Genomic DNA, 25,321 nt, shown 5'->3' on the forward strand with positions numbered 1-25,321 from the left:
CGGCGCGAGCGCCCTGCACTGGTGCATATGCTGGAACCATGGCAACTTCCGAACCATCCCTCCGCGAACGCAACCGGCAGGAGGCGTGGACCGCGATCCATGAGGCCGCGTCCGCCGCTGCCCTGGAGGGCGGGCTGGCCGCGGCCACCGTCGACGTGATCGTTACGCGCGCCGGGGTTTCGCGGCGCACGTTCTTCAACTACTTCCACACCAAGGAAGACGCCATCCTGGGCCTCCGGGAACCCGTCCTGGCCGACGACGCCGTCGCAGCCTTCCGGGCCGCCGGCCGCGAAGTGGTCGGCGACGCCGTGCACTTGATGGCGGCAGTCATGCGGACGGCGGGACCGGCCGGCATGGCCGATCAGCGGCCGCGCACCGTCCTGCAACGTGTCCCGGAACTCCTGACCCGCCTCAAGCAGCACGTCACCGACGTGCAGCAGCTCGTGGAGCCGCTGATCGCCGAGCGGCTGCGCAGCCGACCGGGGGAGAACGGCGAACCGGGCGAGGGCGGCGTGGAGTCGGCGGCCCTGCAGGAACGCGTCACGATCGTGAAAATGCTCGCGGGCTCCATCCTGCAGTACGCCTACGCCACGGAGCTGGCCGCCGTCGTCGCCGGCGATTCCGCCGCCATCGATCGGGCCATCGACGCCTTCAGGACGGTCAGCAGAACCGCCCTGTGACTGAGGCGCACACGGCCGGACCGGCACGTGTGAAGCAGGCGGACCGGCCTAGAAGAACATCGGCGGGGCGTCCAGGACGGTCTCGTCGACGCGCCGTGGCTCCCACTGGCTGAAGGGCTTGTCCAGCTCATACTTGCCGCGGTCGGTCCGCAGCAGCGTGCGGACCTCGGCGTTGTCCGGGTTGTTCAGTGACTCGAAGTACTCCACGGACCAGTGGAACCAGCGCATGCAGAACAGCCTCATCGTGAGTCCGTGCGTCACGAACAGGGCGTTCGGGGCATAGGTGGGCTTGGACCAGTGCCGGTGCAGCGTCTCCATGAACGAGGAGATCCTGTCGTACACATCCGAGCCCGACTCGCCCTCCCGGAAACGGTAGAAGAAGTGGCCGTAGGCGTTCCGGAGTTCCTTCTGGTCCTCGATTTCGCCGGCAATCTGGAAGTTCGCCCAGTCCTGCTCCCGCAGCCGGGGCTCCTCGATGACCCGTTCGGTCAAGGGACCAAGGTTGAGTGCCTCGAGGGTCTGGTAGGCCCGGAGGTAGGGGGAGACGTAGACGCAGACCTGGCGGCCGTCCAGGAGGCGCCTGACCTGCTCGCCTGCGGCCCGGGCCTGCTCCAGGCCCAGCTCCGTCAGCGGAATGCGGTAGTCCGGCACCCGGTTGTAAATGGAGGTGTCGGCGTTGGCCGCGGACTGGCCGTGCCGGATCATGATGATTTTCCCGGGCGCACTCATAAATCCCAAGCATAGGGCCGCCCGGCGGTTCCTCAGCTTCGGAGCCCCGTCGGGGGCCGGAGCAGGCAACTGCCAGCAACTGCGGGCAAGATAGGAGCATGTTGGTTCCTTCCCGCCGCCGGCTGCGGATAGAAATGTGGATTGTCCTGGGTCTGTCCCTCGGGCAGTCGGCCGTGTACTCCGTGGTGCAGCTCCTGGACAAGATGACCAGGGCACCGCTGGCCGAGGGCACGTCCACCCTGAACCAATCGCAAAGCAGCCGCGAGTACTTCGACCTCACCTACCAGCTGCTGGACATCTTCTTCGCCCTGGTACCGGTGGCGCTGGTGATCTATTTCCTCACCGAACACCGTCCCGCGGGCGCGCACGGCGACACGGCGTTCGGCAAGATCGGCTTCAATTTCGCCCGGCCCGGCAAGGACCTGCTGCAGGGCCTGGGCCTGGCGGCGCTCATCGGGATTCCCTCGCTGGGCCTCTACGCCGCCGGCCGGGCGCTGGGGATCACGACGGCGATCATCCCGAGTGCGCTGGACTCGTACTGGTGGACGGTGCCTGTGCTGATCCTCTCCGCTATCCGGCACGGGATCGTGGAGGAAGTGATCGTGGTGGGCTACCTGCTGGACCGGCTCGGCAAGCTCGGCTGGAGCGTGCCCCTGGCAATCTTTGCCAGCTCCATGCTGCGCGGCAGCTACCACCTGTACCAGGGCTTCGGGCCGTTCATCGGCAATGCGGTCATGGGTGTGGTGTTCGCGCTGGTCTACACCCGGACCCGCAGGGTGATGCCGCTGGTCATTGCCCACGCACTGCTGGACATCGTGGCGTTCGTCGGCTTCAGCCTGTTCGGCAAGGCCATCGGCCTGGGCTGAGCGCGGACCGGCCACAGCGGACCGGTCCCTCAGCGGACCGGCCCTTTAATAGAATTCGGCCGCCATCGGTGGGTGACGTCATTGGCACCCGCTGATGGCGGCCGAAGTGTTAGGGCGGTGTAGGACCTTAGATGATGACGGCTCCGGAAGTCGTCTCGAAGGTGACGGACAGGATGCCGGGCGTGCCGTGCGGGGCAAGCCAATTGACGGCGACATCTTCCAGCGGCTTCTCCACCGGTTCGCCCAGCCACTCCGTGACGCGGTCCGCCGAGCCGGCGATGGTCAGCGCCGTCATCTTGACGTCGCTCGGGTAGGCGTTGGACGGGTGAAGTTCCGGATCGCCCTCCCACTTGAGCATGTACGGAACCTGGGGATCGGCGATGAGCCCCAGGATGCCGATCTGCTTCCAGACAAGCTCGCGGCCGTCCGGGAACTTCCGGTTGCCGTTGACGGCGGCGCGGCCCAGCCGCTCCTCGAACGGTGCCAGGTCGTCCACCTCGACGCACCAGCCCATCCAGCCGCCGCCCGCTTCGGAGCGGGCGCGTACGGCCTGGCCGAACGGAGCCTTGTCCGAGGCCGGGTGGTTCAGGACCTCGACGACTTCGAGGTATTTGTGTCCCGCGAGGGGGATGATCATGTTGCGGGTCCCGAAACGGGGATGCACTCCGCCCTTAACGGCATCGACGCCGAGGGCAGTTGCAATACGTTCGGTGGTGGCTGCCAAGCCATCTCGTTCACAGGCGTAAGAGACGTGATCCATGCGCATGCCATCATCTTGGCACTTTGTGATGGAGCTCTCAGCTTAGGTAAACCTAACCGAGATGGGATGTCATTTAATGGTGGCCGTGACGCCATGGCGGGGACCGCGATCCGGGCTCCCGGCCGGAATCCCGCAGCGCGGGCTTCATGTTCGTCACAAAGCTATCCAAGGCCCGGACGGCGTTCCTACACTGAAGCCAGGTCATGAGTGCCAGCACACAGCCCCGGCTTGCTGGCCGGCAACCCTCGTATCGCGGTGGGGTGCCCCGGGTGAAGACCTGGCCGTCCGGCGCCCGCCGGAGGGCAAGCGCGGCGCCTGTCCCGTCCGAGCCCAGCGGCCCGGCGGCCTGTGCCCGGTCCTTGAGGAGCATTCCGATGTCCAACGCCTGGTCCTTTGAAACCCGCCAGATCCACGCCGGCCAGGAGCCGGACAGCGCCACCGGCGCGCGTGCCCTTCCCATCTACCAGACGACGTCGTTCGTCTTCCCGAGCGCCGAAAGCGCCGCCAACCGCTTTGCGCTCGCCGAACTCGCACCGATCTACACCCGGATCGGCAACCCCACCCAGGACGCGGTGGAGCAGCGGGTGGCGAGCCTGGAAGGCGGACTCGGGGCCCTGCTGCTCAGTTCCGGCCAGGCCGCCGAGACCTTTGCGGTCCTCAACATCGCCGAGGCCGGCGACCACGTGGTGGCCAGCCCCAGCCTGTACGGCGGCACCTACAACCTGCTGGCCCACACGCTGAAGAAGTTCGGCATCTCCGTGACGTTCGTGGAGGACCCGGACAACCTGGAGCAGTGGCGCGACGCCGTCCGGCCCAACACCAAACTGTTCTTCGGCGAAGTGGTCTCCAACCCCCGCCAGGACGTCCTCGACATCGAGGGCATCTCCCGAGTGGCGCACGAGGCCGGTGTGCCCCTGATCGTCGACAACACACTCTCCACCCCGTACCTGATCCGGCCGATCGAGTGGGGCGCGGACATCGTGGTCCACTCCGCCACCAAGTACCTTGGCGGGCACGGCGCCGCGATCGCCGGTGTGATTGTCGACTCCGGCAACTTCGACTTCGGCAAGGACCCGGCACGGTTCCCCGGCTTCAACACCCCGGACCCCACCTACAACGGGCTCGTCTACGCCCGGGACCTCGGCGCGGACGGCGCCCTCGGCGCGAACCTTTCCTACATCCTCAAGGCCCGCGTCCAGCTCCTGCGCGACCTCGGCTCCGCGGTGTCCCCGTTCAACGCCTTCCTCATCGCCCAGGGCATCGAGACCCTGAGCCTGCGGGTCGAGCGCCATGTATCCAACGCCACCCGGGTGGCCGAATGGCTCGAAGCCCGGGCCGACGTCGAATCGGTGGCCTACGCCGGGCTGCCGTCCAGCCCCTGGTACGAGCGCGGCCGCAAGTACGGGCCCAAGGGCACGGGCGCCGTCGTGGCCTTCAACCTCGCCGGGGGAGCGGAGGCCGGCAAGCGCTTCGTGGACGCCCTTGAACTGCACTCGCACGTGGCCAACATCGGCGACGTGCGCTCGCTGGTCATCCACCCGGCGTCGACCACCCACAGCCAGCTCTCCCCGGAACAGCAGACGGTGGCCGGCGTCAACCCGGGACTCGTGCGGCTGTCGGTGGGCCTGGAGCACATTGACGACATCATCGCCGACCTCGAGGCAGGCTTCCGGGCGGCCAAGGGCGCCTGAATCCGCCGGTTTCCGGTGCCCCTGCCGTGTGCAGGGGCACACCGGCGGCCACGCCCGGAGTCACACAGCCGTCACAATTTTCGCCACAACGGCGCCTCCTTTCGTAAACTCAAGGCAGGTCATGAGTGCCAGTGACAGCCCCGGCTTGCTGGCCGGCAACCCTCCTTTTGCGGCGGGGTGCCCCGGGTGAAGACCTGGCCTGCCGGTCTGCCGACGGCGGGCAAGCGCGAAGTTAGGTCCTCAGATGACGATTGCCGCCACCCGCACGGGTGTACCCGGAAGTAAAACCGCCGAAACGCCGGCCGCCGGCCCCGCCGCCGCGGAACCCGACACCGCCTCCGGCCGGACCGTTCCCGACGGAACCGTCCGGCACCTCCGGATCGGTGACCTCGACCTCGAGTCCGGAGCCCGGCTGCCCGCTGCCACGCTCGGCTATGAGACGTGGGGGACGCTCAACGCGGACCGTTCCAATGCGGTCCTGATCGAACATGCGCTCACCGGCGACACCCACGTCACCCGCGGTGCCAGCGAGGAGCCCGGCTGGTGGGAGCAACTGGCCGGCCCCGGCGCCCCGGTGGACACGGACAAATACTTCGTTGTCTCCATCAACATCCTCGGCGGCTGCTACGGCTCCACCGGACCCTCGACGCCGGCTCCGGACGGGGCACCGTGGGGCTCCCGTTTCCCGCTGGTCACCTTGCGGGACACCACAGCAGCCGAGGCACGGCTGGCCGACGCCCTTGGCATCCGCAGCTGGTATGCCGTACTGGGCGGATCCCTCGGCGGTGCCCGCGCCCTGGAATGGGCCGTGTCCTTCCCGGAACGAGTCCGGCGCTGCGCCGTGATTTCCATCGGCGCCAGCAGCACCGCCGAACAGATCGCCTTCGCCCAGGCGCAGACACTCGCCATCCGGCAGGACCCGAGCTTCAACGGCGGGGACTACTACGGCGGCCCGGAACCTGAAGCGGGCCTCGCCCTCGCGCGCCGCATCGCCCACATCACCTACCGCTCCGCCGCCGAACTGGACGTGCGCTTCGGCCGGAATGCGCAGGACTCCGAGGCTCCGCTGGGCGCAGCCTCGCTGGCAGGCCGCGGACGCTACCAGGTGGAGAGCTACCTGGACCATCAAGGCAACAAGCTGGTCCGGCGCTTCGACGCGAACAGCTACATCGCGATCACCGAGGCCCTTATGAGCCACGACGTCAGCCGCGGCCGCGGGGCCCTCGGGGAGGCCCTGGCCCCGGCCACTGCCGACTTCCTCGTCGCGGCCGTGGACTCGGACCGGCTGTACTTTCCGGCCCAGTCCCGGGCCCTCGCCGAAGCCTTGCCCGGCGACGTGGAAGTGCACCTGATCGAGGCGCCGATCGGGCACGACGGCTTCCTGACCGAGATCGGCCAGCTCAGCAGTCAGCTCCGGGAAAACTTCTTCGGCTAGGCCCAGCCTTTAAACCGTCATCGCTGCAGCCGAAACGGCCGCCCCTTGTGCATATTTGCAGATGCGCTCTGCACTAATGGCCGTTGAGGCTGCGGCCGGGAGGGACCATACTCATTGAGAATGACGGCGCGTGTCACAAATCACAGCCGCCCTCCGCCCAATGGTCCATAGGGTGTCGACGGAGACACCAGAGGAGTCGAAATGAGTACGCACAACGCAGCCGCGAGGCGCCCGGAAGAGCCCGAAGTCAAGTCGTCCGGACTGAAGAAGGTGGTGACGGCCTCCATGGCCGGCACCGTCGTGGAATGGTATGAGTTCTTCCTCTACGCCTCCGCCGCCACCCTGGTCTTCGGCAAGCTGTTCTTCCCGAACTCCGGCACGGAGCTCGATGGTATCATTGCCGCCTTCGTGACCTACGCTGTCGGCTTTATCGCCCGCCCGATCGGCGGCATCGTCTTTGGCCACTTCGGCGACAAGTTCGGCCGCAAGCAGCTCCTCCAGCTCAGCATCATCCTGGTGGGCGTCGCGACCTTCGCGATGGGCTGCCTCCCGACCTTCCAGCAGATCGGCTACTGGGCACCGGCCCTGCTGGTCTTCCTCCGCTTCGTCCAGGGCTTCGCCGTCGGCGGCGAATGGGGCGGCGCCGTCCTCCTCGTGGCCGAGCACAGCCCGAGCAAGTCCCGCGGTTTCTGGGCCAGCTGGCCGCAGTCCGCAGTCCCGATGGGCAACCTGCTCGCCACCGGCGTGCTGTTCACCCTCTCCTCGCTGCTCTCCCCGGCCGAATTCCTCAGCTGGGGCTGGCGTGTGGCCTTCTGGCTCTCCGCCGTGATCGTGATCGTCGGTTACTACATCCGCACCAAGGTCCAGGACGCCCCGATCTTCCTCGAGGCCCGCAAGGAAGTCACCGTCGAGAACAAGGGCTACGGCGTCGCCGAAGTCTTCCGCCGCTACCCGCGTGGCGTCTTCACCGCCATGGGCCTGCGCTTCGCGGAAAACATCCTCTACTACCTGGTGGTCACGTTCTCCATCACCTACCTGAAGATCGTGGTCCAGACGGACACCTCGCGCATCCTGCTCCTGCTGCTGGTGGCGCACTTCATCCACTTCTGCGCAGTGCCCATGGTCGGAAAGCTCTCGGATGCCTACGGCCGCAAGCCCGTCTACATGGCCGGCGCGCTCCTGGGCGGCACCTGGGGCTTCTTCGCCTTCCCGATGATGGACACCAAGAACGACCTCATCATCCTCGCGGCCATCACCATCGGCCTTCTCTTCCACGCGCTGATGTACGCCGGGCAGCCGGCCATCATGGCCGAGATGTTCCCGACCCGGATGCGCTACTCCGGCGTCTCCCTGGGCTACCAGGTCACCTCGATCGTGGCCGGTTCCCTGGCCCCGATCATCGCGACCGCACTCCTGAGCCAGTACAAGTCGTCCACCCCGGTGGCGATCTACCTCCTCGGTGCCTGCCTCGTGACGGTATTCGCGGTGTTCATGCTCAAGGAAACCCGCGGGATCTCGCTCCACGACGTCGACGCTGCCGACGCCCGGGGCACGGCGGACCTGCTTGCCGCAGGCAAGAAATAACAGGCAAGAAATAACAGGCAAGAGAGATAGCAACAACGCCAACAGCCACTGTTCCCGTTTCCGCGGGGACAGGGGCTGCTGGCGCTAACCGCCCCGGGCTTGGCCCGCCCGACCGCCTGCCGGCTTCTCAGCCGGCCAGGACATCCTGGCGGGCGGAGATCTCGGTCCGGATCGCCTCGAGCACTGCCTGCACCGGCGCCGAGCGCAGTGATTCGGAACGTGCCACCGCCCAGATGGGCAGCTGGCGCTGGAAGTCATCCGGCAGGACCGGCAGGAAGTCCGGGTTCCCGACGACCAGGAAGTTCGGCAGCAGCCCGATCCCGCCGCCGCGGCGCACGGCCTCGAGCTGGGCGAAGATGCTGGTGGCCTGGAAGCTGGACCGCGGCACGGGCAGCTGGGTGGAGCGGTGGCCCAGTTCCGCAACCTGCAGCGCCGACTCCACGTAGGAGACAAAGCCGTGCTGCCGGACGTCGTCGAGGGTCAGGGGCAGGCCACGGTCCTGCGCGTACTGCGGGCTGGCGTAAAGCCGCAGGAAGTAGTTGCTGAGGAAAATGGTCTGCGCATTGCTGACGTCTAGGTTCCCGACCACCACCTCAAGGTCCACCCCGGAGCGGTTCTGGCTGACTTTGCGCGTGGCGCTGAGCATCTCGACGTTGAGCAGCGGATGTTCCCGCTGCAGCCGCACGAGTGCCGGGGCAACGAACCCGGCGCCGAAGCCGTCCGGCGTCGAGATCCGGACCAGTCCGGAGAGCAGGTCCCCGGTCCGGGTGATTCGGCTCGACAGGGCGCCGAGGGTGCCCTCGATGGCCTCCGCCGCGGAGACCGCCTGGCTGCCGAGCTCGGTCAGCTCCCAGCCGTGCGGGCTCCGTTCCAGGGTCCGGCCGCCGAGCTGTTTGTCCAGGGCGACGATCCGGCGGGAGATGGTGGTGTGGGTGGTGCCAAGCGTCTCGGCGACTGCATTGAACCGGCCCAGCCGCGCCACGGTCAACAGGATCAGCAGGTCATCCGGGCTCGGGAGCCGCCTCAAGTCCACAATGACCTTCCTCCAACTTCCATGTGCAGCGCCATGTGCATCCATGCACATGGCATCTGTGGTTTTTTACCTTGATTGCACTGTAACAGGGTGTGATGCTGGACACGGACCATCCGGCGTCGAGGCCGGACCACGCGCACAGCGCACAGCAACTGCGCAAAGACACTGTGCAGCACAAAGCAAAGGAGCTTATGCCATGGCAGTAATCGCTTGGATCGGACTGGGGAACATGGGCGGGTCCATGTCGGTGAACCTGGCCAAGGCCGGTCATGACGTCCGCGGCTTCGACCTCAACACCGAGGCAGTCGCCGCCGCCGAAGCCGGCGGCGTGAAGCCCGCCAGCAGCATCGCCGAGGCCGTTAACGGCGTCGACGTCGTCTTCACGATGCTCCCCAAGGGCGAGCACGCCCGCGCCGTCTACCTCGGCGAGGACGGCGTCCTGGCGCACGCAGACACCCGCACGCTCCTCGTGGATTCCTCCACGATCGACATCGCCTCAGCCCAGGCCCTGCACGACGCCGCCGCTGCCGCCGGCTTCCGCTTCGTCGACGCCCCGGTCTCCGGCGGCATGAGCGGCGCCAAGGCTGCCACTCTGACCTTCATGATCGGCGGCGAGGCCGGCGCCGTGGCCGAGGCGAGCGAATACATCAAGCCGATGTCCGCGAACATCATCCCGACCGGCGGTGCCACCACCGGCCAGGCCGCAAAGATCTGCAACAACCTCATGCTCTTCATCAACCTGGCCTCGACGGCCGAGGGTGCCGTGCTGGCCGACCGGCTCGGCCTGGACAAGCAGGTGTTCTGGGACATCGCCTCCGTCTCGTCCGGGGACAGCTGGGCGCTGCGCACCTGGTACCCGGTGGCCGGCGTCGTCCCGACCGCGGCCTCCAACAACGACTTCGCGCCCACCTTCACCACCGAGCTGGCCAACAAGGACATCGGCCTCGCGATCAGCGCTGCGCGCGACACCGGCACCCCGCTGGAACTCGGCGAGCACGTCCAGACGCTCTTCCAGCGCCTCATCGACGCCGGCCAGTCCGGGATGGACTGCTCCGCGATCGTCAAGCTCGTCGACGGCTCGCTCGAGTCCGCCAACTGACCTCCTGCCTGCCGGCAAGCTGTATCCCCGAACCTGCACCATACGAAAGAGACCCACTCCATGGAACGCATTCCGCACTTCATCAACGGCGCCCTGATTTCCGACGCCGACCGCTTCGGCCCCGTCTTCAACCCCGCCACCGGCGAGCAGGAAAAGGAAGTCGCCCTGGCCTCCGCCGCCCGGGTCGAGGAGGCCGTCCAGGCCGCCCGCGCCGCCCTGCCGGGCTGGCGCGCCACAAGCCTGGCCAAGCGCACCGCCATCTTCTTCAAGGTCCGTGAACTGATGATGCAGCGCCGTCCCGAGCTGGCGGCCCTGCTGACCAGCGAGCACGGCAAGGTCCTCTCCGACGCGGAGGGCGAGATCACCCGCGGCCTGGAGAACATCGAATTCGCCACCGGGCTGTCCCACATGCTCAAGGGCGAGCGCTCCGAACAGGTCGCCGGCGGCGTCGATGTCCACTCGGTGCGCCAGCCGGTGGGCGTCGTCGCCTGCATCACCCCGTTCAACTTCCCCGCCATGGTGCCCTTGTGGATGATCGGCAGCGCCCTGGCCTGTGGCAACACCGTGCTGCTCAAGCCCAGCGAAAAGGACCCGTCCTCCGCCATCTTCATCGCCCAGGTCTTCGCCGAGGCAGGGCTTCCGGCCGGCGTGCTCAACGTGGTGAACGGCGACAAGGAAGCCGTTGACGTCCTGCTCGAACACCCGGACGTCAAGGCCATCAGCTTCGTCGGATCCACGCCGATCGCGCAGTCCATCTACAAGCGTGCCGCCGACCACGGCAAGCGCGTGCAGGCCCTCGGAGGTGCCAAGAACCACATGGTGGTCCTGCCGGATGCGGACCTCAACATGGCCGCGGACGCCGCGATCTCCGCCGCCTACGGCTCCGCCGGCGAACGCTGCATGGCCGTCAGCGTCCTGGTGGCCGTCGGCAACATCGCCGACGAACTCGTCGACGCGATCACCACCCGGATGGCCACTCTCAAGATCGGCCCCGGAACCGACCCCTCGTCCCAGATGGGCCCGCTCATCACCGCCGAGCACCGCGACAAGGTGGCCTCCTACGTCGCTGGCGCCGAAAGCGAAGGCGCCACTGTGGTGGTGGACGGCCGGGACCACCAGTTCGACTCCAAGGGCTTCTTCATCGGCGTCAGCCTGATCGACCACGTCAAGCCGGGCATGAAGGTCTACGACGACGAGATCTTCGGCCCGGTCCTCTCGGTGGTCCGGGTCGAGACGTACACCGACGCCGTCCAGCTCGTCAACGAGAACGAGTTCGGCAACGGCGTGGCGATCTTCACCCGCGACGGCGGCGCCGCGCGGCAGTTCGAGTTCGACGTCGAGGCCGGCATGGTGGGCGTCAATGTGCCGATCCCGGTGCCGGTCGGCACCTTCTCCTTCGGCGGCTGGAAGAACTCGCTCTTCGGCGACACCCACATGTACGGTCCCGAGAGCATCCGCTTCTACACCCGCGGGAAGGTGGTCACCACCCGCTGGCCGGATCCGTCCACCTCGGTGATCGACCTCGGCTTCCCGCAGGTCGACTGACCCCTGCCGGCCCGGCGCCGGCGCACGAACGAGGAGAGGCCCCGCAGCTGCGGGGCCTCTCCTCGTTCGTGCCTGGCAAAGTGTGCGGAACTAGCCCTTCATGATCTCCGCGCGCTGGGTCATGTAATCCTCCATGGCGAGCTCACCGTTGCTGTACCGCTGGTCCAGTTCGGCGAGCTTGCGCGCCCGGAAGCCCTGCGGAGCCGACGGCACCGGCGGCACCTCGGGCTGGCTCTGCTGCCAGGCCGGCTGCTGCGGCTGCTGCTGCTGTTCCGGGCGCGGCTGCGGCGCGTTGTTCAGGTACTCGGGGCTGTCCTCATAGGGCACCGGGGGCTGGTGGCCCGGCTGCCCGGGGTAGCCCTGCTGTCCGGGGTGGCCCTGCTGTACGGGGTGGCCCTGCTGTCCGGGGTACGGCTGGTTCGCGGGCGGCTGCGGGGCGCCCAGCTGGCCGAACCCGCCGAAGTAGTCCCGCTGCGTGAAACCGTCCCGAGGCTGGTTGCTCTGCTGACCGGGGAACTGGCCGAACTGGCCGGGGAACGGGCCGCCCTGCTGGTCCGGGTACCCGCCGGTCATGCCCTGGTCCTGGTTCCGGCGGCGCACGGATTTTTTGTACAGGCGCATCGCCATCGGGATCAGGAATGACAAAACGATGATCCAAAAGAACAAACTGTTCACGGTGCCGCGCCTTTCAAAGGGTGTCCTTTCAGCTTATCCCCATCCCGCCGCTCCGGGCTCAGCGCAGGATTGCCGGCATCCCGAGAAACCTGCCGTACGCTGCCACCGCGGTGCCGACCGGCTTCCCGTGGTCCGTTCCGGAGCCCGGCTCCAGCCGGAAGTCCACCTCGCAGCTGCCACGGACGAAGCTGTGCCGCCACACCCCGGCGAGCCGGCCGTCCCGCAGCACCAGGTGCATGGGCTCGCCGGCAACGGGCGCAAAGGGAGCCCTGCCGGCCAGGAAATGCCGCGAACTCGAATAGCCCATGACGTATTCGTCGTAGCACTGGATGAGGTCGATCTGCCCCGGTTCCGCTTCAGAGCCCCGCCGGTGCTGCGTACCGGCGCCCCGCTGACCAGCACACCGTTGCTCGTCGCGCCCTCGGCGGGGCCGATCCCGCTCTGGCGGTACATGCCGGCATTGAGCTGATGGAGCCTGGGCGCGGAGAGTGCCTGCAGCCAGCGCAGATCGTTGCGGTGTACGAAGTGCCAGGTGGGCCGCAGGATATGGGTGCGGAGGATGGTGCCGTCGGACACCGCCTGTTCGACGTCTGCGGCTGAGGCGCCCGCGGTGGGCTGGGCCAGCGTCCAGCGCGCGTAAGCGAACTCCTGGGACTGGACGGCCAGGAGGTTCCGCAGTGCTTCCTCCGCCGTAGCGGCGAAGGGCTCGCGCAGCTGCTGCCGCCGCAGCCGCAGCCGCAGCCGCACGACGTCGTCGGCGTCCATTCCTGCTGCCGGTCCGTCGGGCCGCTACGACCGCACGGGATCCTGGGCGCCCGGGGGGCCTTCCCCCGAGCCCAGCGGAACGCCGGGGCCGAACACTGGTCCCGGCAGGGGACGTTTCGCCGTGATGCCGTCCCCGGAGGAACGGTGCCGGAGCCTGCGGACCACCCAAGGCACAAAGTACTCCCGGGCCCACACAAGGTCGCCGGAGCGGGCCTCCCGCCAGCTGCGTTGCGGCAGGGGTTTGGGGGAGAGGGGCTCCAGGGTGTGCTGGATGTTGAGCGAATCCAGCACCATGGCCGCGATGGTGTGGTGGCCCAGCGGGGAGAAATGCAGGCGGTCCGCGTCCCACATCTGCGGATCGTTCAGCTGGCGCAACGCCCACATGTCCGCGATGACGGCATCGTGGCGTGCGGCGATGGTGCGGAGGTTCTCGTTGTAGATGGCCACTTTGCTGCGGATCCGGCCCAGCACGGAGGAGCCGGTGTCCGGGCCGTTGAACAGGACCACCGTGGCGCCGCCCAGGCTCAGGATCTGCACCACCGAGTCCAGCCTTTCGGCCAGCAGATCGGGATCGCCGCCGGGCCGGATCAGGTCGTTGCCGCCGGCGGAGAGCGTCACGAGGTCCGGCTTGAGGGAGAGGCAGTGCGCCAGCTGCTGGTCCACGATCTGCTGCAGTAGCCGGCCGCGGACCGCCAGGTTGGCGTACGCGAAGTCGATATGCCCGCGGCTGAGTTCCTCGGCCACCCGGTCCGCCCAGCCGCGGTGTCCGCCGGGGCTGGCAGGCTCGGGATCGCCGATGCCTTCCGTGAAGGAATCTCCCATGGCCACGTAGCGGGTCCAGGGGTGGGTTACGACGCTGTCTGGCGAATTCTCCATGGCTTCGGTTTCGCTCACCTTCATATCCTGCACTGTTTCTGCAAAGCTACGCCACCGCAGCTTGTTACTTCGGGGTAACTGCAAGAATGGACCCATGACTGAAGCCGCTGCCTTTCCCGCCCCCGTTGTCCTATGGTCCAAGCCCGAGGAGGAGCGCGCCGGCAAGCCGCTCCTGGTCCTGCTGCACGGCTACGGCGCCAACGAGCAGGACCTGCTCAGCCTGGCGGACATGCTTCCCGGGGACTTCGCGGTGGCCTCGGTGCGGGCACCCCTTGTCACCGGCCCCGGCTTCACTTGGTTCCCGCTGACGGCCTCCATCGACTATTCGCTCGACGCCGTCAAGGCGGCTTCGGAGTACGTCCTGGACTGGATCGACTCGGTCAAGGCGAACCATTCCTCAGTGACGCTGCTGGGCTTCTCCATGGGCATGGCCATGGCCACCACGCTGCTGCGGCAGCGGCCCGCCGACTTCGCCGCCGTCGTCGGGCTGTCCGGTTTTGCCGTCGACGCCGACTCGGACCCCAGCTTCCACGACGCCGAACTCGACGGAACCGTGCCGATGTTCTGGGGCCGGGACCAGCAGGATCCGGTGATAACACCGGACAAGATCGAGTTCACCATGGGCTGGGTGCGCCGGCACGTGAAGCTGACGAAGGTGCTCTACACAGGCATGTGGCACGGCATCAACCAGCAGGAAGTGGGCCACGTGTCTGAGTTCCTCACGCACGAGGTCCTGACGAAGTAGCGGCCCGCCGCGCCCCCGCGGTTAAGCCCCGGCCGGGGTGGTGATCCGCACGGTCTGCCCGTTCACCGTAACGGTGTCGCCGTGATGGAGCTGGCGGCCGCGGCGGTCATCGATCTCGTCGTTGACCTTGACGAGCCCGCTCTTGATCAGTTCAGCCGCCTCCACACCGTCCTCGACCAGGTTGGCGAGCTTCAGCAGCTGCCCCAGGCGGATCATGTCGTCGCGGATGGGGATTTCTTCAATTTCCGGGTTGCTCATACAAGCAATAATGCCTGACGTAAGGTGACAGCAATGACCCACACATCCCGCCCGCCGATCCTCGCAGGGCTTCCCCTTGCCGTGGCGGCCGGCCTCCTCATGCCGGTCCAGGGCAGGATCAACGGCGCGCTGGGCGTCGCGCTCGCGGACGGCATCGCCGCCGCGGTGGTGAGTTTCAGCACGGGGCTGGTGCTGATCATCGCCATTTCGCTCGGGCTCCCGAAGGGCCGGGCGGGCCTGGCCCGGGTCCTGCCGGCCGTCCGGAACCGTGAGTTCCCGCCGTACTACGTCCTGGCGGGCTGCATCGGCGCGTTCTTCGTGTTCACGCAGTCCTTCACCGTCGGCCTGCTGGGCGTAGCCCTTTTCACCGTGGCGGCCGTGACCGGCCAGACCCTCAGTGGGCTGCTGGTGGACCGGATGGGGATCGGCCCGGCCGGCAAGAAGCCCATCACCGGCATCCGGGTGCTGGGAAGCGTCCTGACCGTCGCCGCCGTCGCCTGGGCCGTGTCCCCGCGGCTTGGCGGAGCAGGCGAACAGCTCCTGCAGTTGCTGGTGCCCGTGCTGCTACCCGTGCTGGCCGGGTTCCTCATGAGCTTCCAGCAGGCCATGAACGGGACCGCCACGGTTCACTACGGCACCCCCATCACGGCCACCCTGGTGAACTTCATCTCCGGAACAGCCGTGCTGTGGATCGCCTGGCTGGTCAAGCTGGCGGTGGCCGGCGCGGGCAACCCCCTCCCGGGGCAGTGGTGGTACTACCTCGGCGGCCCGCTGGGCTGCATCTTCATCGGAGTGGGTGCCCTGCTGGTGCGCAGCCTGGGCGTGCTCGTCACGGGGCTCGGCATGATTTCCGGCCAGCTGCTGGGCTCGCTCGGCCTGGACCTCGCCTTTCCGGCACCCGGCACCGTGGTGGCGCTTCCCACGGTGCTCGGGACGGTGCTGACACTTGCCGCCATCATCTTGGCCACGCTGCCCTGGCCCCGGGGTGCGCTGAAGGGGTCACGCTGAGGTGTCAGCCCGGTAGGCTAGGAGGCGCAGCTTCCTGCACCGCAATCATTCCCGTGCCTTGTCGGCATATTGTTTTGCGTCTTAGTGCCCTGTCCGGCAACCAGCCGGGGTTCCAGGGCTGAAACCGCGGACCGCACCCAGCGGCCCTGTAGAAATTGGAGTTCCCATGGCAGCAAAATCCGTCCTCGACCAGATCATTTCCCTCGCCAAGCGCAGGGGTTTCGTTTTCCAGGCCGGTGAAATCTATGGTGGCTCCCGTTCTGCCTGGGACTACGGACCCCTCGGCGCGGAGCTGAAGGAAAACATCAAGCGCCAGTGGTGGCAGTCCGTGGTCCGCGGCCGCGAAGACGTGGTGGGCCTGGACTCGTCCGTCATCCTTCCCCGCCAGGTCTGGGAAGCCTCCGGACACGTCGATGTCTTCTCCGATCCCCTGGTCGAGTGCCTCTCCTGCCACAAGCGCTACCGCGCGGACCACCTCCTGGAGGAATTCGAAGAAAAGAAGGGCCGTCCCGCCGAGAACGGCCTCAAGGACATCGCCTGCGCCAACTGCGGCACCCGCGGCGAATGGACCGAGCCCCAGGAATTCTCCGGCCTGCTCAAGACCTACCTCGGCCCCGTCGCCAGCGAAGAGGGCCTGCACTACCTGCGCCCCGAAACCGCCCAGGGCATCTTCGTCAACTTCAGCAACGTGCTCACCACCTCCCGCAAGAAGCCGCCGTTCGGCATCGGCCAGATCGGCAAGTCCTTCCGCAACGAGATCACGCCGGGCAACTTCATCTTCCGCACCCGCGAGTTCGAACAGATGGAAATGGAATTCTTCGTCGAGCCCGGCACGGATGAGCAGTGGCACGAGTACTGGATGAAGGAGCGGATGTCCTGGTACACCGGCCTGGGCATCCGGGAAGACAACCTGCGGTTCTTCGAGCACCCGCTGGACAAGCTCAGCCACTACTCCAAGGGCACCACGGACATCGAATACCGCTTCGGCTTCCAGGGCTCGGAGTGGGGCGAGCTCGAAGGCATCGCCAACCGCACCGACTTCGACCTCTCCACGCACGCCAAGGCCTCCGGAACGGACCTGAGCTACTTCAACCAGGCCACCAACGAGCGCTACACGCCCTACGTGATCGAACCCGCCGCCGGCCTCACCCGCTCCTTCATGGCCTTCATGATCGATGCGTACACCGAGGACGAGGCACCCAACGCCAAGGGCGGCGTCGACATCCGCACCGTGCTCAAGCTCGATCCGCGGCTGGCCCCGGTCAAGGCCGCCGTGCTGCCGCTGAGCCGTAACGAGGACCTGTCGCCGAAGGCCAAGGACCTCGCCGCCCAGCTGCGGAAGAACTGGAACATCGAGTTCGACGACGCCGGCGCCATCGGCCGCCGCTACCGCCGCCAGGACGAGATCGGTACGCCGTTCTGCATCACGGTGGACTTCGAGACCCTGGACGACCAGGCCGTCACCATCCGCGAACGCGACACCATGAGCCAGGAACGCGTTTCCCTGGACAAGGTGGAGGGTTACCTGGCCGCACGGCTGATCGGCGCCTGATCATGGCGATCGAATACCGTGAATGGCGCGACGGCGACGACCTCGCCCTCCTCGAGATGTGGGGCGGCCCGGAAACCGTCCAGGCCGGGCAGTTCCGCGGCACGCTGGCACCCTCGGGCAACTCCCCGTGGCGCCGCTGCATTGTGGCTGAGGACGTCGTCGACGGCGTGGCCATCCCGGTCGCGGCCGGCGTGGTCCACGAGGCCTCACTGCACCCGGAACGGCTGTGGGCCTACATCGAGGTCGACCGGCAGCACCGCCGCACCGGCGTCGGCTCCACGCTGCTGAGCATGCTCCGGCACGAAGCCGGGCAGGCGCCGTCGGGCGTCACCAGGCTCCGCTGCAAGGTGGAACCCGGCACACCCGGTGCCGCCTTCGCGGAGGCAGCGGGCCTGGCACCGATCCAGCGCTCCCGCCTGGTGGTCCTGGAGCCGGGAGCGCTTAAGCTGCCGGTCTTCGGCGACGGGTCCGAGGCCGCCGCCGCCGAGCAGGTCGAGGACCTCGCTACCGGTTCGGTGGAGCTGAGCGACGTCGTGGGCCGGTACTACACGGCCGTGCACGGCTGGGACAGCCCTGGGGACCTCAGCATCGCCACGGTGCAGCGCGTGTTCCTGGCCGAGCTCAGCGGCGCCCACGGCGCGATCGTCCTCCGTGCCCCGAGGGCCAGTGCCTTCGGCCCGGGCGTGCCGGCCAGCCGGAAGGGCCGGCTCGAGGCGTTTGCGATCAGCTACGCGGAGCTTGCCCCCGTCGGCGGGGAGGAGCCGGCGCAGGCGACGTCCGGCCAGCCCACCGAGGTGTTCCTGGGCCACGATCCGGCGCTCTCGCTGGAGGAGGCACGCGCCGCGGTCCGTGACCTCCTGGCGCTGATCGCGTTCCAGCACCCCGTGCTGCTGGAACTGGACGGCGCCATGGCGGCCGTGACCGGCGTCGTCGAACCGCTGCTGGAAAGCGGCAAGGCCCGCGTCCAGGGTGCGGAGACCCTGGTCGTGTCTGACCCCGAGTAGTGACTTAAACCCAAACGACCCGCAGTTGTCCACAACTGCGGGTCGTTTTGGTTTAACGAGGTGCCGGCCGGTCCTACTTGGGCATCACCGGGGGGACGAAGTCGAAAGTCATGCCCAGCAGCCACACCAGCAGCAGCACCACCGGGAGGTGGGAGATGAACTGCAGGAACGTGAAGCCCACCAGATCGCGGGCCCGCAGCCGCAGCACGGCAAGGAGCGGCAGCATAAAGAACGGGTTGATCAGGTTCGGCAGGGCCTCGGCGATGTTGTAGATCTGCACGGTCCAGCCGAGGTTCATGTTGACGTGGGTCGCGGACTGCATCACGTACGGCACTTCCACGAGCCACTTGCCGCCGCCGGACGGCACCAGGGCCGCCGATGTCGGAGAAGAACTCGGCCAGGTGCGCGGAGCCGCCCTGGGGGGGCGGAGAAGTGCGCAATCACGGTGGTCAGGGCCAGCAGGATGGCCAGGGTCAGCAGTGACTGCCAGGTGAAGATGGTGGTGCCGAAGTCCAGGATGCCGGTGATCTTCAGCAGCGCCGGAGGCAGCGACGCGGCGGCGGCCTGCAGCTGCGCCGCGGAGGAGGACAGTCCAAGCGCCCAGACGGCGCCGAGTCCCATGAATGCGGCCGCGCCGAGTGCGCGGTAATCCACGGTCAGGTCCTTGCGGCGGGCAATGGCCCGCGCCAGCAGGCCGCCGAAGATCAGGCTGAGGCCCCAGTTGAGGAACGAGACGGACATCGACATCAGTGCCACGAAGCTCACGGCCGTGCGGGCCGTGGACGGCATCAGCGCCAGCCGGTTGATGAGCTTCGCCGCGGGCGGGGAGGTCGCCACGACGTAGCCGGTGAGGACCACCATGGCCATCTGCAGGGTGAAGGCGGTCAGGTCCCAGAAACCGTTGCCGAAGGAATCGGCGATCGACTGGGGCGAGGCGCCGATGGCCAGGGCGGCCACGGCGATGATGACGACGCCGGCGAGGGCGAAGATGTAGGCGTCCGGGAACCATGTCTCGGTCCAAGTTGGGCTTACGGGCGAGACCGCGTTCTTCGATTCCGCTTTTCGTCAGGACTGTGTTTGCCGCAGAGGAGTACTTCTCCATTGAGTGCGAGTGTGATTTTGTTCTCGTTGGAGTTTAGTCAGGGCGCGCGCGGTAACCGGGCTTATCGGCGGCGGCCGCCTGCGCGCCGCGGGCCCTCGGCCTTGTCCAGCTGCTGCCGCTCCTCTTCGCTGGGGGCACCGCCGCCGAGGTCCGCCGGCATCCACCACGCGCCGGGGGCCGGGTCCAGCGGGAAGTCCGCGATGCCGGCGTCGATCCCGGCCTGCAGGACGCTCCGCAAGCTGGCAGTGGCGGCCTGGACATCCGCCGAGGGGTCAACGCGGATCGGCTTCCCGATGTGGATCCGGACCGGGGCACGCCAGGCCCGGCGCGGGGAGAAGCCGCCCCCGCCGGTAAGCAACCCGCGGGTCGACAGGCGGCGGTTCACGACGCGGCGGGTCATCAGCCGGTGGGAGCCCCAGATGGAGACCGGGATAATCGGCACTCCGGCCTCGGCTGCCATCCGCACCGCGCCGGTCTTGCATTCACGGACCCGGAAGCTGCGGCTGACCCCGGCCTCGGGCAGGATGGCGATGTATTCGCCGTCCCGGAGTTTCTGCACGGCGGCATCGTAGGCGTGGGAGCCCGACTCGTAGCCCACCACAACATGGCCGGCGGCGCTGATGGCGGGTCCGGCGAACCAGTGGTCGGCCGCGCCCTGGGTGACCAGGAACCGCATCTGGGCCCGGCTGTGCCACCACAGCAGCAGTTCCGCGAAGGCGAAGTCGAGGTAGCCGAAGTGGGTGATCGCGACGACGGCGCCCTGGCCCGGGATCGCGCGTCGGGACGAGCCTGCGGGGGACCCGGCAGGGGGCTCCGGTGCCGGGAGGTTCTCCCGCCCGGTGACGATGACGCGGATCCGGAACAGCCGGCGCAGCGCCAGGCCGGTGCGGACGATGACGCGGTAGAAACGGTCGTTGGGCTCGGGCCGCCAGGCCATGGTCAGCGCCCGCCCTGGTGTCCGTCGGCTTCGGGCCCGTCGGCTTCGGGCCCGGCGGGGCGTCCGCCGTTTCGCGGCCGGCGGGGCGGCCAGGGAAGGAAACCGGACGTGGACTCGATGTATTCCTTGTAGCCGGGGCGGGCGGACATCGCTTTTTCGGTCAGCGGCTTGCCGGTCTTGCCGGCGAGAGTCCAGATCATCAGGGCGGGGGAGAGGATGGTCAGCACACCGGGCCAGGAATCGGCGGCGACGAGGAAGAGGCCGGCCCAGACGGCCGCGTCACCGAAGTAGTTGGGGTGGCGGGTGTAGCGCCAGAGGCCGGTGTTGAGCACAGTACCGCGCTTCGCGGGGTCGGCCTTGAACTGTGCCAGCTGGCAGTCGCCGACTGTCTCGAAGACGAAGCCCACGATCCAGAGCAGGGCGCCGAGGATGGCGAGCCGGCCGAGGCCCCCGGTGCTGAACATGCCGACCTGCACGGTGAGCGAGACGAAGAACAGCACAACGGACTGGGGGAGGTAGACGCGGCGCAGCGCATAGACGTTCCGCGAGCCGGGGGCCGTGGAGAGCATGTCCACATACCTCGGGTCCTCGTGCCCGCCACGGGCGCGGAGCCCGATGTGGACGGCCAGCCGGATGCCCCAAACGGCCACGAGGGCCAGGAGCAGCAGGCGGCGTCCGCCGTCGCCGTGTCCTGCGGAGAGCAGCCAGGAGATGGCTGCGACGACGACGAAGCCGAGCCCCCACACGGTGTCGATGACGGAGTGGCGGCTCTGCCGGACCGCAACGGCAAAGGTCGCCGCCAGCAGCAGCACAAGCCCGGCGGCAGCCCACGGGAGGCTGGCGAGGAAGGCCTCAAGCGGGAAGGCGGGCATCACAACACCACCGGCAGGGCCGCGCCGGCGGCGGGCAGCAGGCTCCGCAAAGCCTCGGTGCTGCCCCGGAAGTCGGTCCCCGCACTGTTGCCGAACGCGTCCAAAACGAACCCGTTGGCGAGCGAGTTCCACAGGCCCACCCGGGTCAGCATGAAATGCCCGGCACTCTTGAGTGAAACATAGTCCACGGACTCCGCGACGGCCTCGGCGCGCCGGGCGTAGGCGAGCGAGTTGGCGGGACTTGTCCAGTGGTCCTCGGCGCCGTGCACGATCAGCACGCGGCGGCCGGCGACGGGCGCCACCGGGGTTTTGCCGTCGAGCCAGGGCGCGAGCGCCACCACGGCTTCCACCTGCGGATCATCGGCAACGCAGAGCGCGGTCAGTCCGCCCATGGAATGGCCCAACAGGTAGACGGGCACGCCCGGATGGTCCCGGCGGATGTGCGAGAGGGCCCAGCGCGCATCCTGGACGGGGGACATGTCCGCCCCGTTCCAGCCGCGGTAGCGGTTCCGCAGCGTCCACACCGCCAGCCCGTGGGGGCCGCCGCGGGTGCGGAGGGCCCGGGCGAAAGGCAGCATCCGGGCCGGGCTGAGATGCCGGGCGCTGACCGATTCGTAGCTGTCCGCCCGGCCGCCGTGCAGGACCAGGGCCACGCCGCGGGTCTCCCCGGCGGCTTCGGCAATGGTCAGGACCGCCTGCGGGGTACCGGCCTGGCCAGCCACCCCGGTCTCGCGGTCGTCTATCTTGCGTATCGCCACGCCGGTGTCCTCCACTTCATCCGTCAATTACCAACCATAAGGCGCCGTGTCCGCAGTTCAAGGTCTGCGGCTGGGCCGCTGACCGGCCGGGTCCTCCCGGGTTCCGGGGGGACATGCCCATTGACCATTCGGAGCGGCACCGCGCAAAGATGGGCCGGGCGGACGCCGCCGGCCGCGGGCTCCCTGGGCCCCGTCACGGTCACGGGCCTTGGGCGGGGACCGGATCCTCTTGACCCCGGATCCTCTTGGCCCCGGATCCTATTGACGGGGCAGGGCCGGAGGAGTAGGCCTTTGCTGGTAAACCTCCGGACCCCACGCCGGCTGGGAGCACAGTCACCGTCCGGATCGGGTTTCATCACACATTTTCCCCGATACAGAACATGAGACGGTACAGAAAATGAACGGAATCAGCTTCGACAGCCTCCGCGAACAGGTCCGCGGGCAGATCATCACGTCTGCCGATGCGGACTACGACGCCGCGCGTGCGGTGTACAACGGCATGATCGACAAACGGCCGGCCGCGGTGGTCCGGGTATCCCAAGTGGCAGATGTCATTGCCTGCGTCAACTTCGCCCGGGACAACTCCTTGGACCTGGCCGTCCGCGGGGGAGGCCACAGCGCCCCGGGTTTTGGAACCTCGGATGACGCCCTGGTGATCGACTTCGTCAACACCAGGGGTGTCCGGGTGGATCCGGCACGCGGGACAGCCCGATCCGAGGCCGGGGCAACCTGGGCCGATTTCAATCACGCCACGCACGCCTTCGGGCTGGCGACCACCGGCGGCATCGTCGGTTCGACCGGCGTTTCCGGGCTGACACTCGGCGGCGGAATCGGTTACCTGAACCGGAAGTTCGGGCTCAGCTGCGACAACCTGCTCTCCGCCGACGTCGTCACAGCGGAGGGGAAATTCCTCACCGCGACCGAGAGCGAGAATGAGGACCTCTTCTGGGCGCTGCGTGGCGGCGGCGGGAACTTCGGCGTCGTGACGTCGCTGGAATATCGGCTGCATCCCGTGGACGTGGTCCACACCGGCATCATCATCTACCCGGTGGAGCACGCCGAGACCGTCGCGGATTTCTACCGCGAGACCATGAACTCCGCCCCGGAGGAGTTCGGGGCCTTCCTCGGGTTCCACCAAGGGCCGCCGGTCCCGTTCCTGCCCGAGGAGTGGCATGGCAAGCCGGTGTGCGTGGTGGTGGGCATGTGGACCGGTGACATGGCAGAGGGCCCGGCCCGCTGGCAGCCATTCCTGGATGTCGCGCCGGTGGCGGGCTCCATGGTGGCGCCGATGCCTTACACGTTCCTGAACTCGGCCTTCGACCCGCTGCTGCCCAAAGGCATGCAGGCCTACTGGAAGGCGGCCTTCCTGGCGGAACTCAACGACGGAGCCATCAAGGCCCACCTCGAATACGGGAGCCGGGTGCCCAGCGTGCAGACATCGGTGCACATCTACCCCATCGACGGCGCGGTGCACCGCGTCGGCGCCATGGAGACCGCCTTCCCCAACCGGACGGCGAAATTCTCGCCCGTCATCGCCTGTATGTGGGATGACCCGGCGGACAACACAGCGAACATCGCCTGGGTGCGGGACTACGCCGCCGCGCTCCAGCCGTTCTCCGACACCGCGGGCTACATCAACTTCATGGACGGCGATGACCTGCCCAAGGTCGCTGAAAACTACGGGCCGAACTTCCGCAGGCTGACGGAAATCAAAGCCAAATACGATCCGCAGAACCTCTTCCACGTCAACCAGAACATTCCGTCCGCCTGACCGGCTCGTCCCGCCTGACGTCGTCCGGCCGGCTCATCGCTCCCGGCACCGGGTGTCCGGCCCCGACGGGCATGCCGCGCATGCCGCGCATGCCCGTCGGGCCTCCGTCATGCGTCCGGCCGCGAGCCGCCGACGCCGTAAGGTTTTCCCCATGAGGTTGAACTGCTGATGGGCGCCGGACATTCACATGGCTTGGCCGAACCTGCGGAGCTGACGCCGCAGGCGCTCGCCGCCCGGAAAAAGGCGAACTGGATCCTGGCCGCGGTCCTGATCCCGTTGACCCTGCTGACGCTCGCGGCGATGGTGATGCTCTGGCCTTCGGGCAGCAAAGAGGGCATCAAACTCGCCAGTCCCTACGCTGCCGCGCCGGGCGTCACCTTCGATACCGGCAAGATCCAGCGGGTCGTCACGGCCAGCTGCACGGATGGTGCCCAGCCCGGCACGGACGCGTCAGGCCAGCCGCCGCAGCAGGGCTCGGAATGCACCTTCGCCTTCACCGAACCGGACAAGGGCGGCAACCCGGTCAAGGTGGTCATCAACCCCGACGTCGCCAAATCCCACGGCGTCAAGGCGGGGGACAACATCCGCTACCTGAACCTCTCCAAAGCCCAGGGATCCGCCGAGGCCCAGGGCACGCCGGCCTACGTCTTCGTCGACTTCGTCCGGACCCTGCCCATCATCTTCCTGGCCGTGCTCTACGCCGCCGTCGTGATTGCCGTGGCCCGCTGGCGCGGCCTGCGGGCGCTCATCGGGCTGGTCGGTGCCTACGCCGTGCTGGTGACCTTCATGCTCCCCGGACTCGTGGAGGGCAAACCGCCGCTGCTGCTCGCGCTCGTGGGTTCGACCGTGATCATGATTGGCGTGCTCTACTTCGCGCACGGCTTCTCCGCCCGGACCTCGACGGCGCTGCTGGGCACCATGTTCGGGCTTGGCATCACCGCCTTCCTTGCGGCCTGGGCCACTGACGCCGCCAACCTGGCCGGGGTGGGCAGCCACGACGCAGCCACGCTGACAAACATCTCGGACAACATCTCCATCTCCGGCATCATCCTGTGCGGCCTCATCATCTCCGGCCTTGGTGTCCTCAACGACGTCACCATCACGCAGTCCTCCGCCGTGTGGGAACTGTGGGAACTCGCGCCGGAAACGAGCGCCCGGCAGCTGTTCACCTCCGCCATGCGGATCGGCCGGGACCATATCGCCTCCACCGTCTACACCATCGCCTTCGCCTACGCCGGCGCGGCCCTGCCGGTTCTCATCCTGGTGATGCTCTATGAACGGCCCCTCGGCGACGCCCTCACCAGCGCCGAGCTCTCCGAGGAAGTCATCCGCACGCTCGTCGGGTCCGTCGGACTGGTGCTGGCGATTCCGGTCACCACCCTGATCGCGGTGCTCGTGGTCAAGGCCACCGGTATCCGCGGCGGCGGCACGGGACCCGGCGTCAGGACCCCCGTCCGCGTGCCCGCCGTCGTCGGGGGGGGGGGGGGGGGGGCGGGGGGGGGGGGGGCGGGGGGGCGGGGGGGGGGGGGGGGGGGCCCCGGGGGGGGGGGGGGGGGCGGGGGGGGGGGCCGGCCGC

25 protein-coding genes, 1 pseudogene and 2 riboswitches are annotated in these 25,321 nt (G+C 68.1%); of the genes and pseudogenes, 13 read left to right on the plus strand and 13 right to left on the minus strand.

Annotation, left to right across the window (positions count from 1 at the left end):
* Positions 1-38: 38 nt before the first annotated feature.
* Positions 39-680 carry a TetR family transcriptional regulator gene (locus ABIB51_RS14960; protein WP_354189343.1) on the plus strand — a complete coding sequence of 214 codons (642 nt, stop codon included), beginning with the start codon at positions 39-41 and terminating at the stop codon, positions 678-680.
* Between the two features lie 48 nt (positions 681-728).
* On the opposite strand, the gene ABIB51_RS14965 is transcribed toward ABIB51_RS14960, so the two are convergent.
* Positions 729-1,409, minus strand: coding sequence for a histidine phosphatase family protein (locus tag ABIB51_RS14965; protein WP_354189345.1), 681 nt, complete (start codon positions 1,407-1,409; stop codon positions 729-731).
* A 98-nt stretch (positions 1,410-1,507) separates the two neighbouring features.
* Here ABIB51_RS14965 and ABIB51_RS14970 point away from each other — a divergent pair, with 98 nt between their 5' ends.
* Complete coding sequence (locus ABIB51_RS14970) at positions 1,508-2,275, plus strand: CPBP family intramembrane glutamic endopeptidase (protein WP_354189347.1); 768 nt, start codon at positions 1,508-1,510, stop codon at positions 2,273-2,275.
* 127 nt (positions 2,276-2,402) lie between these two features.
* Here ABIB51_RS14970 and ABIB51_RS14975 read toward each other — a convergent pair whose 3' ends face one another.
* Positions 2,403-3,041 carry a VOC family protein gene (locus tag ABIB51_RS14975; RefSeq protein WP_354189349.1) on the minus strand — a complete coding sequence of 213 codons (639 nt, stop codon included), beginning with the start codon at positions 3,039-3,041 and terminating at the stop codon, positions 2,403-2,405.
* 193 nt (positions 3,042-3,234) lie between these two features.
* A riboswitch (SAM riboswitch) is annotated at positions 3,235-3,350 on the plus strand.
* Between the two features lie 59 nt (positions 3,351-3,409).
* On the opposite strand from ABIB51_RS14975, the gene ABIB51_RS14980 reads away from it, so the two are divergent.
* The 3 genes from ABIB51_RS14980 to ABIB51_RS14990 all read left to right on the plus strand — a co-directional run bounded on the left by ABIB51_RS14980 (position 3,410) and on the right by ABIB51_RS14990 (position 7,745).
* Positions 3,410-4,726 (plus strand): bifunctional o-acetylhomoserine/o-acetylserine sulfhydrylase, encoded by a 1,317-nt coding sequence (locus ABIB51_RS14980; RefSeq protein ID WP_354189351.1) that lies wholly within the window; start codon positions 3,410-3,412, stop codon positions 4,724-4,726.
* 117 nt (positions 4,727-4,843) lie between these two features.
* Positions 4,844-4,959: riboswitch (SAM riboswitch) on the plus strand.
* A gap of 11 nt (positions 4,960-4,970) precedes the next feature.
* Positions 4,971-6,161: a homoserine O-acetyltransferase MetX gene (gene metX / locus ABIB51_RS14985; RefSeq protein WP_354189353.1), complete on the plus strand. Its 1,191-nt coding sequence runs from the start codon at positions 4,971-4,973 to the stop codon at positions 6,159-6,161.
* Positions 6,162-6,362: 201 nt separating this feature from the next.
* A complete protein-coding gene (locus ABIB51_RS14990) occupies positions 6,363-7,745 on the plus strand; it encodes an MFS transporter (protein WP_354189355.1) in 1,383 nt (460 codons plus the stop codon).
* Positions 7,746-7,872: 127 nt separating this feature from the next.
* Here ABIB51_RS14990 and ABIB51_RS14995 read toward each other — a convergent pair whose 3' ends face one another.
* A complete protein-coding gene (locus ABIB51_RS14995; protein WP_354189383.1) occupies positions 7,873-8,772 on the minus strand; it encodes a LysR family transcriptional regulator in 900 nt (299 codons plus the stop codon).
* Positions 8,773-8,974: 202 nt separating this feature from the next.
* Between ABIB51_RS14995 and mmsB the strand changes: the two genes are divergently transcribed.
* On the plus strand, positions 8,975-9,877 hold the full coding sequence (gene mmsB, locus ABIB51_RS15000) for a 3-hydroxyisobutyrate dehydrogenase (RefSeq protein ID WP_354189357.1): 903 nt from the start codon (positions 8,975-8,977) through the stop codon (positions 9,875-9,877).
* A gap of 60 nt (positions 9,878-9,937) precedes the next feature.
* Complete coding sequence (locus ABIB51_RS15005; protein WP_354189359.1) at positions 9,938-11,422, plus strand: CoA-acylating methylmalonate-semialdehyde dehydrogenase; 1,485 nt, start codon at positions 9,938-9,940, stop codon at positions 11,420-11,422.
* Between the two features lie 90 nt (positions 11,423-11,512).
* Here the strand turns inward: ABIB51_RS15005 and ABIB51_RS15010 are convergent, their stop codons facing one another.
* The 4 genes and pseudogenes from ABIB51_RS15010 to ABIB51_RS15025 all read right to left on the minus strand — a co-directional run bounded on the left by ABIB51_RS15010 (position 11,513) and on the right by ABIB51_RS15025 (position 13,762).
* Complete coding sequence (locus ABIB51_RS15010) at positions 11,513-12,097, minus strand: hypothetical protein (RefSeq protein ID WP_354189361.1); 585 nt, start codon at positions 12,095-12,097, stop codon at positions 11,513-11,515.
* A 58-nt stretch (positions 12,098-12,155) separates the two neighbouring features.
* Complete coding sequence (locus ABIB51_RS15015; RefSeq protein WP_354189391.1) at positions 12,156-12,404, minus strand: hypothetical protein; 249 nt, start codon at positions 12,402-12,404, stop codon at positions 12,156-12,158.
* A gap of 185 nt (positions 12,405-12,589) precedes the next feature.
* Positions 12,590-12,862, minus strand: a pseudogene (locus tag ABIB51_RS15020) (DNA glycosylase AlkZ-like family protein); the annotation flags it as partial.
* A gap of 24 nt (positions 12,863-12,886) precedes the next feature.
* Positions 12,887-13,762, minus strand: coding sequence for an SGNH/GDSL hydrolase family protein (locus ABIB51_RS15025; RefSeq protein ID WP_502916142.1), 876 nt, complete (start codon positions 13,760-13,762; stop codon positions 12,887-12,889).
* Positions 13,763-13,832: 70 nt separating this feature from the next.
* On the opposite strand from ABIB51_RS15025, the gene ABIB51_RS15030 reads away from it, so the two are divergent.
* On the plus strand, positions 13,833-14,483 hold the full coding sequence (locus ABIB51_RS15030; RefSeq protein WP_354189363.1) for an alpha/beta hydrolase: 651 nt from the start codon (positions 13,833-13,835) through the stop codon (positions 14,481-14,483).
* A gap of 21 nt (positions 14,484-14,504) precedes the next feature.
* Here the strand turns inward: ABIB51_RS15030 and ABIB51_RS15035 are convergent, their stop codons facing one another.
* Entirely contained in the window at positions 14,505-14,741 is a 237-nt protein-coding gene (locus ABIB51_RS15035) for an RNA-binding S4 domain-containing protein (protein ID WP_354189365.1), read from the minus strand.
* A gap of 33 nt (positions 14,742-14,774) precedes the next feature.
* On the opposite strand from ABIB51_RS15035, the gene ABIB51_RS15040 reads away from it, so the two are divergent.
* The 3 genes from ABIB51_RS15040 to ABIB51_RS15050 all read left to right on the plus strand — a co-directional run bounded on the left by ABIB51_RS15040 (position 14,775) and on the right by ABIB51_RS15050 (position 18,305).
* Positions 14,775-15,749 carry a DMT family transporter gene (locus ABIB51_RS15040; RefSeq protein ID WP_354189367.1) on the plus strand — a complete coding sequence of 325 codons (975 nt, stop codon included), beginning with the start codon at positions 14,775-14,777 and terminating at the stop codon, positions 15,747-15,749.
* Positions 15,750-15,915: 166 nt separating this feature from the next.
* On the plus strand, positions 15,916-17,301 hold the full coding sequence (locus tag ABIB51_RS15045) for a glycine--tRNA ligase (RefSeq protein WP_354189369.1): 1,386 nt from the start codon (positions 15,916-15,918) through the stop codon (positions 17,299-17,301).
* A 2-nt stretch (positions 17,302-17,303) separates the two neighbouring features.
* On the plus strand, positions 17,304-18,305 hold the full coding sequence (locus tag ABIB51_RS15050; RefSeq protein WP_354189371.1) for a GNAT family N-acetyltransferase: 1,002 nt from the start codon (positions 17,304-17,306) through the stop codon (positions 18,303-18,305).
* A 73-nt stretch (positions 18,306-18,378) separates the two neighbouring features.
* Here ABIB51_RS15050 and ABIB51_RS15055 read toward each other — a convergent pair whose 3' ends face one another.
* The 5 genes from ABIB51_RS15055 to ABIB51_RS15075 form a co-directional block, all read right to left on the minus strand.
* Positions 18,379-18,627 carry a TIGR00366 family protein gene (locus ABIB51_RS15055; RefSeq protein WP_354189387.1) on the minus strand — a complete coding sequence of 83 codons (249 nt, stop codon included), beginning with the start codon at positions 18,625-18,627 and terminating at the stop codon, positions 18,379-18,381.
* On the minus strand, positions 18,627-19,295 hold the full coding sequence (locus ABIB51_RS15060) for a TIGR00366 family protein (RefSeq protein ID WP_354189389.1): 669 nt from the start codon (positions 19,293-19,295) through the stop codon (positions 18,627-18,629). Before ABIB51_RS15060 ends, ABIB51_RS15055 begins: the two co-directional genes overlap by 1 nt.
* 173 nt (positions 19,296-19,468) lie before the next feature.
* On the minus strand, positions 19,469-20,344 hold the full coding sequence (locus ABIB51_RS15065; RefSeq protein ID WP_354189373.1) for a lysophospholipid acyltransferase family protein: 876 nt from the start codon (positions 20,342-20,344) through the stop codon (positions 19,469-19,471).
* Between the two features lie 2 nt (positions 20,345-20,346).
* Positions 20,347-21,216, minus strand: a complete 870-nt coding sequence (locus tag ABIB51_RS15070) for a DUF1295 domain-containing protein (RefSeq protein WP_354189375.1) — start codon at positions 21,214-21,216, stop codon at positions 20,347-20,349.
* The gene (locus tag ABIB51_RS15075) at positions 21,216-21,968 is read right to left on the minus strand and encodes an alpha/beta hydrolase (RefSeq protein ID WP_354189390.1); all 753 of its coding nucleotides are present in this window, start codon (positions 21,966-21,968) and stop codon (positions 21,216-21,218) included. The genes ABIB51_RS15070 and ABIB51_RS15075 overlap by 1 nt, the downstream gene beginning before the upstream one ends.
* A 403-nt stretch (positions 21,969-22,371) precedes the next feature.
* Here ABIB51_RS15075 and ABIB51_RS15080 point away from each other — a divergent pair, with 403 nt between their 5' ends.
* Both ABIB51_RS15080 and ABIB51_RS15085 read left to right on the plus strand, forming a co-directional pair.
* Positions 22,372-23,745, plus strand: a complete 1,374-nt coding sequence (locus ABIB51_RS15080) for an FAD-binding oxidoreductase (protein ID WP_354189377.1) — start codon at positions 22,372-22,374, stop codon at positions 23,743-23,745.
* Positions 23,746-23,913: 168 nt separating this feature from the next.
* On the plus strand, positions 23,914-25,321 hold a 1,408-nt coding region (locus ABIB51_RS15085; RefSeq protein WP_354189379.1), incomplete at its 3' end, for a YibE/F family protein.

The sequence above is a fragment of the Arthrobacter sp. UYCu712 genome (genome assembly GCF_040547005.1).
Lineage (GTDB): Bacteria > Actinomycetota > Actinomycetes > Actinomycetales > Micrococcaceae > Arthrobacter.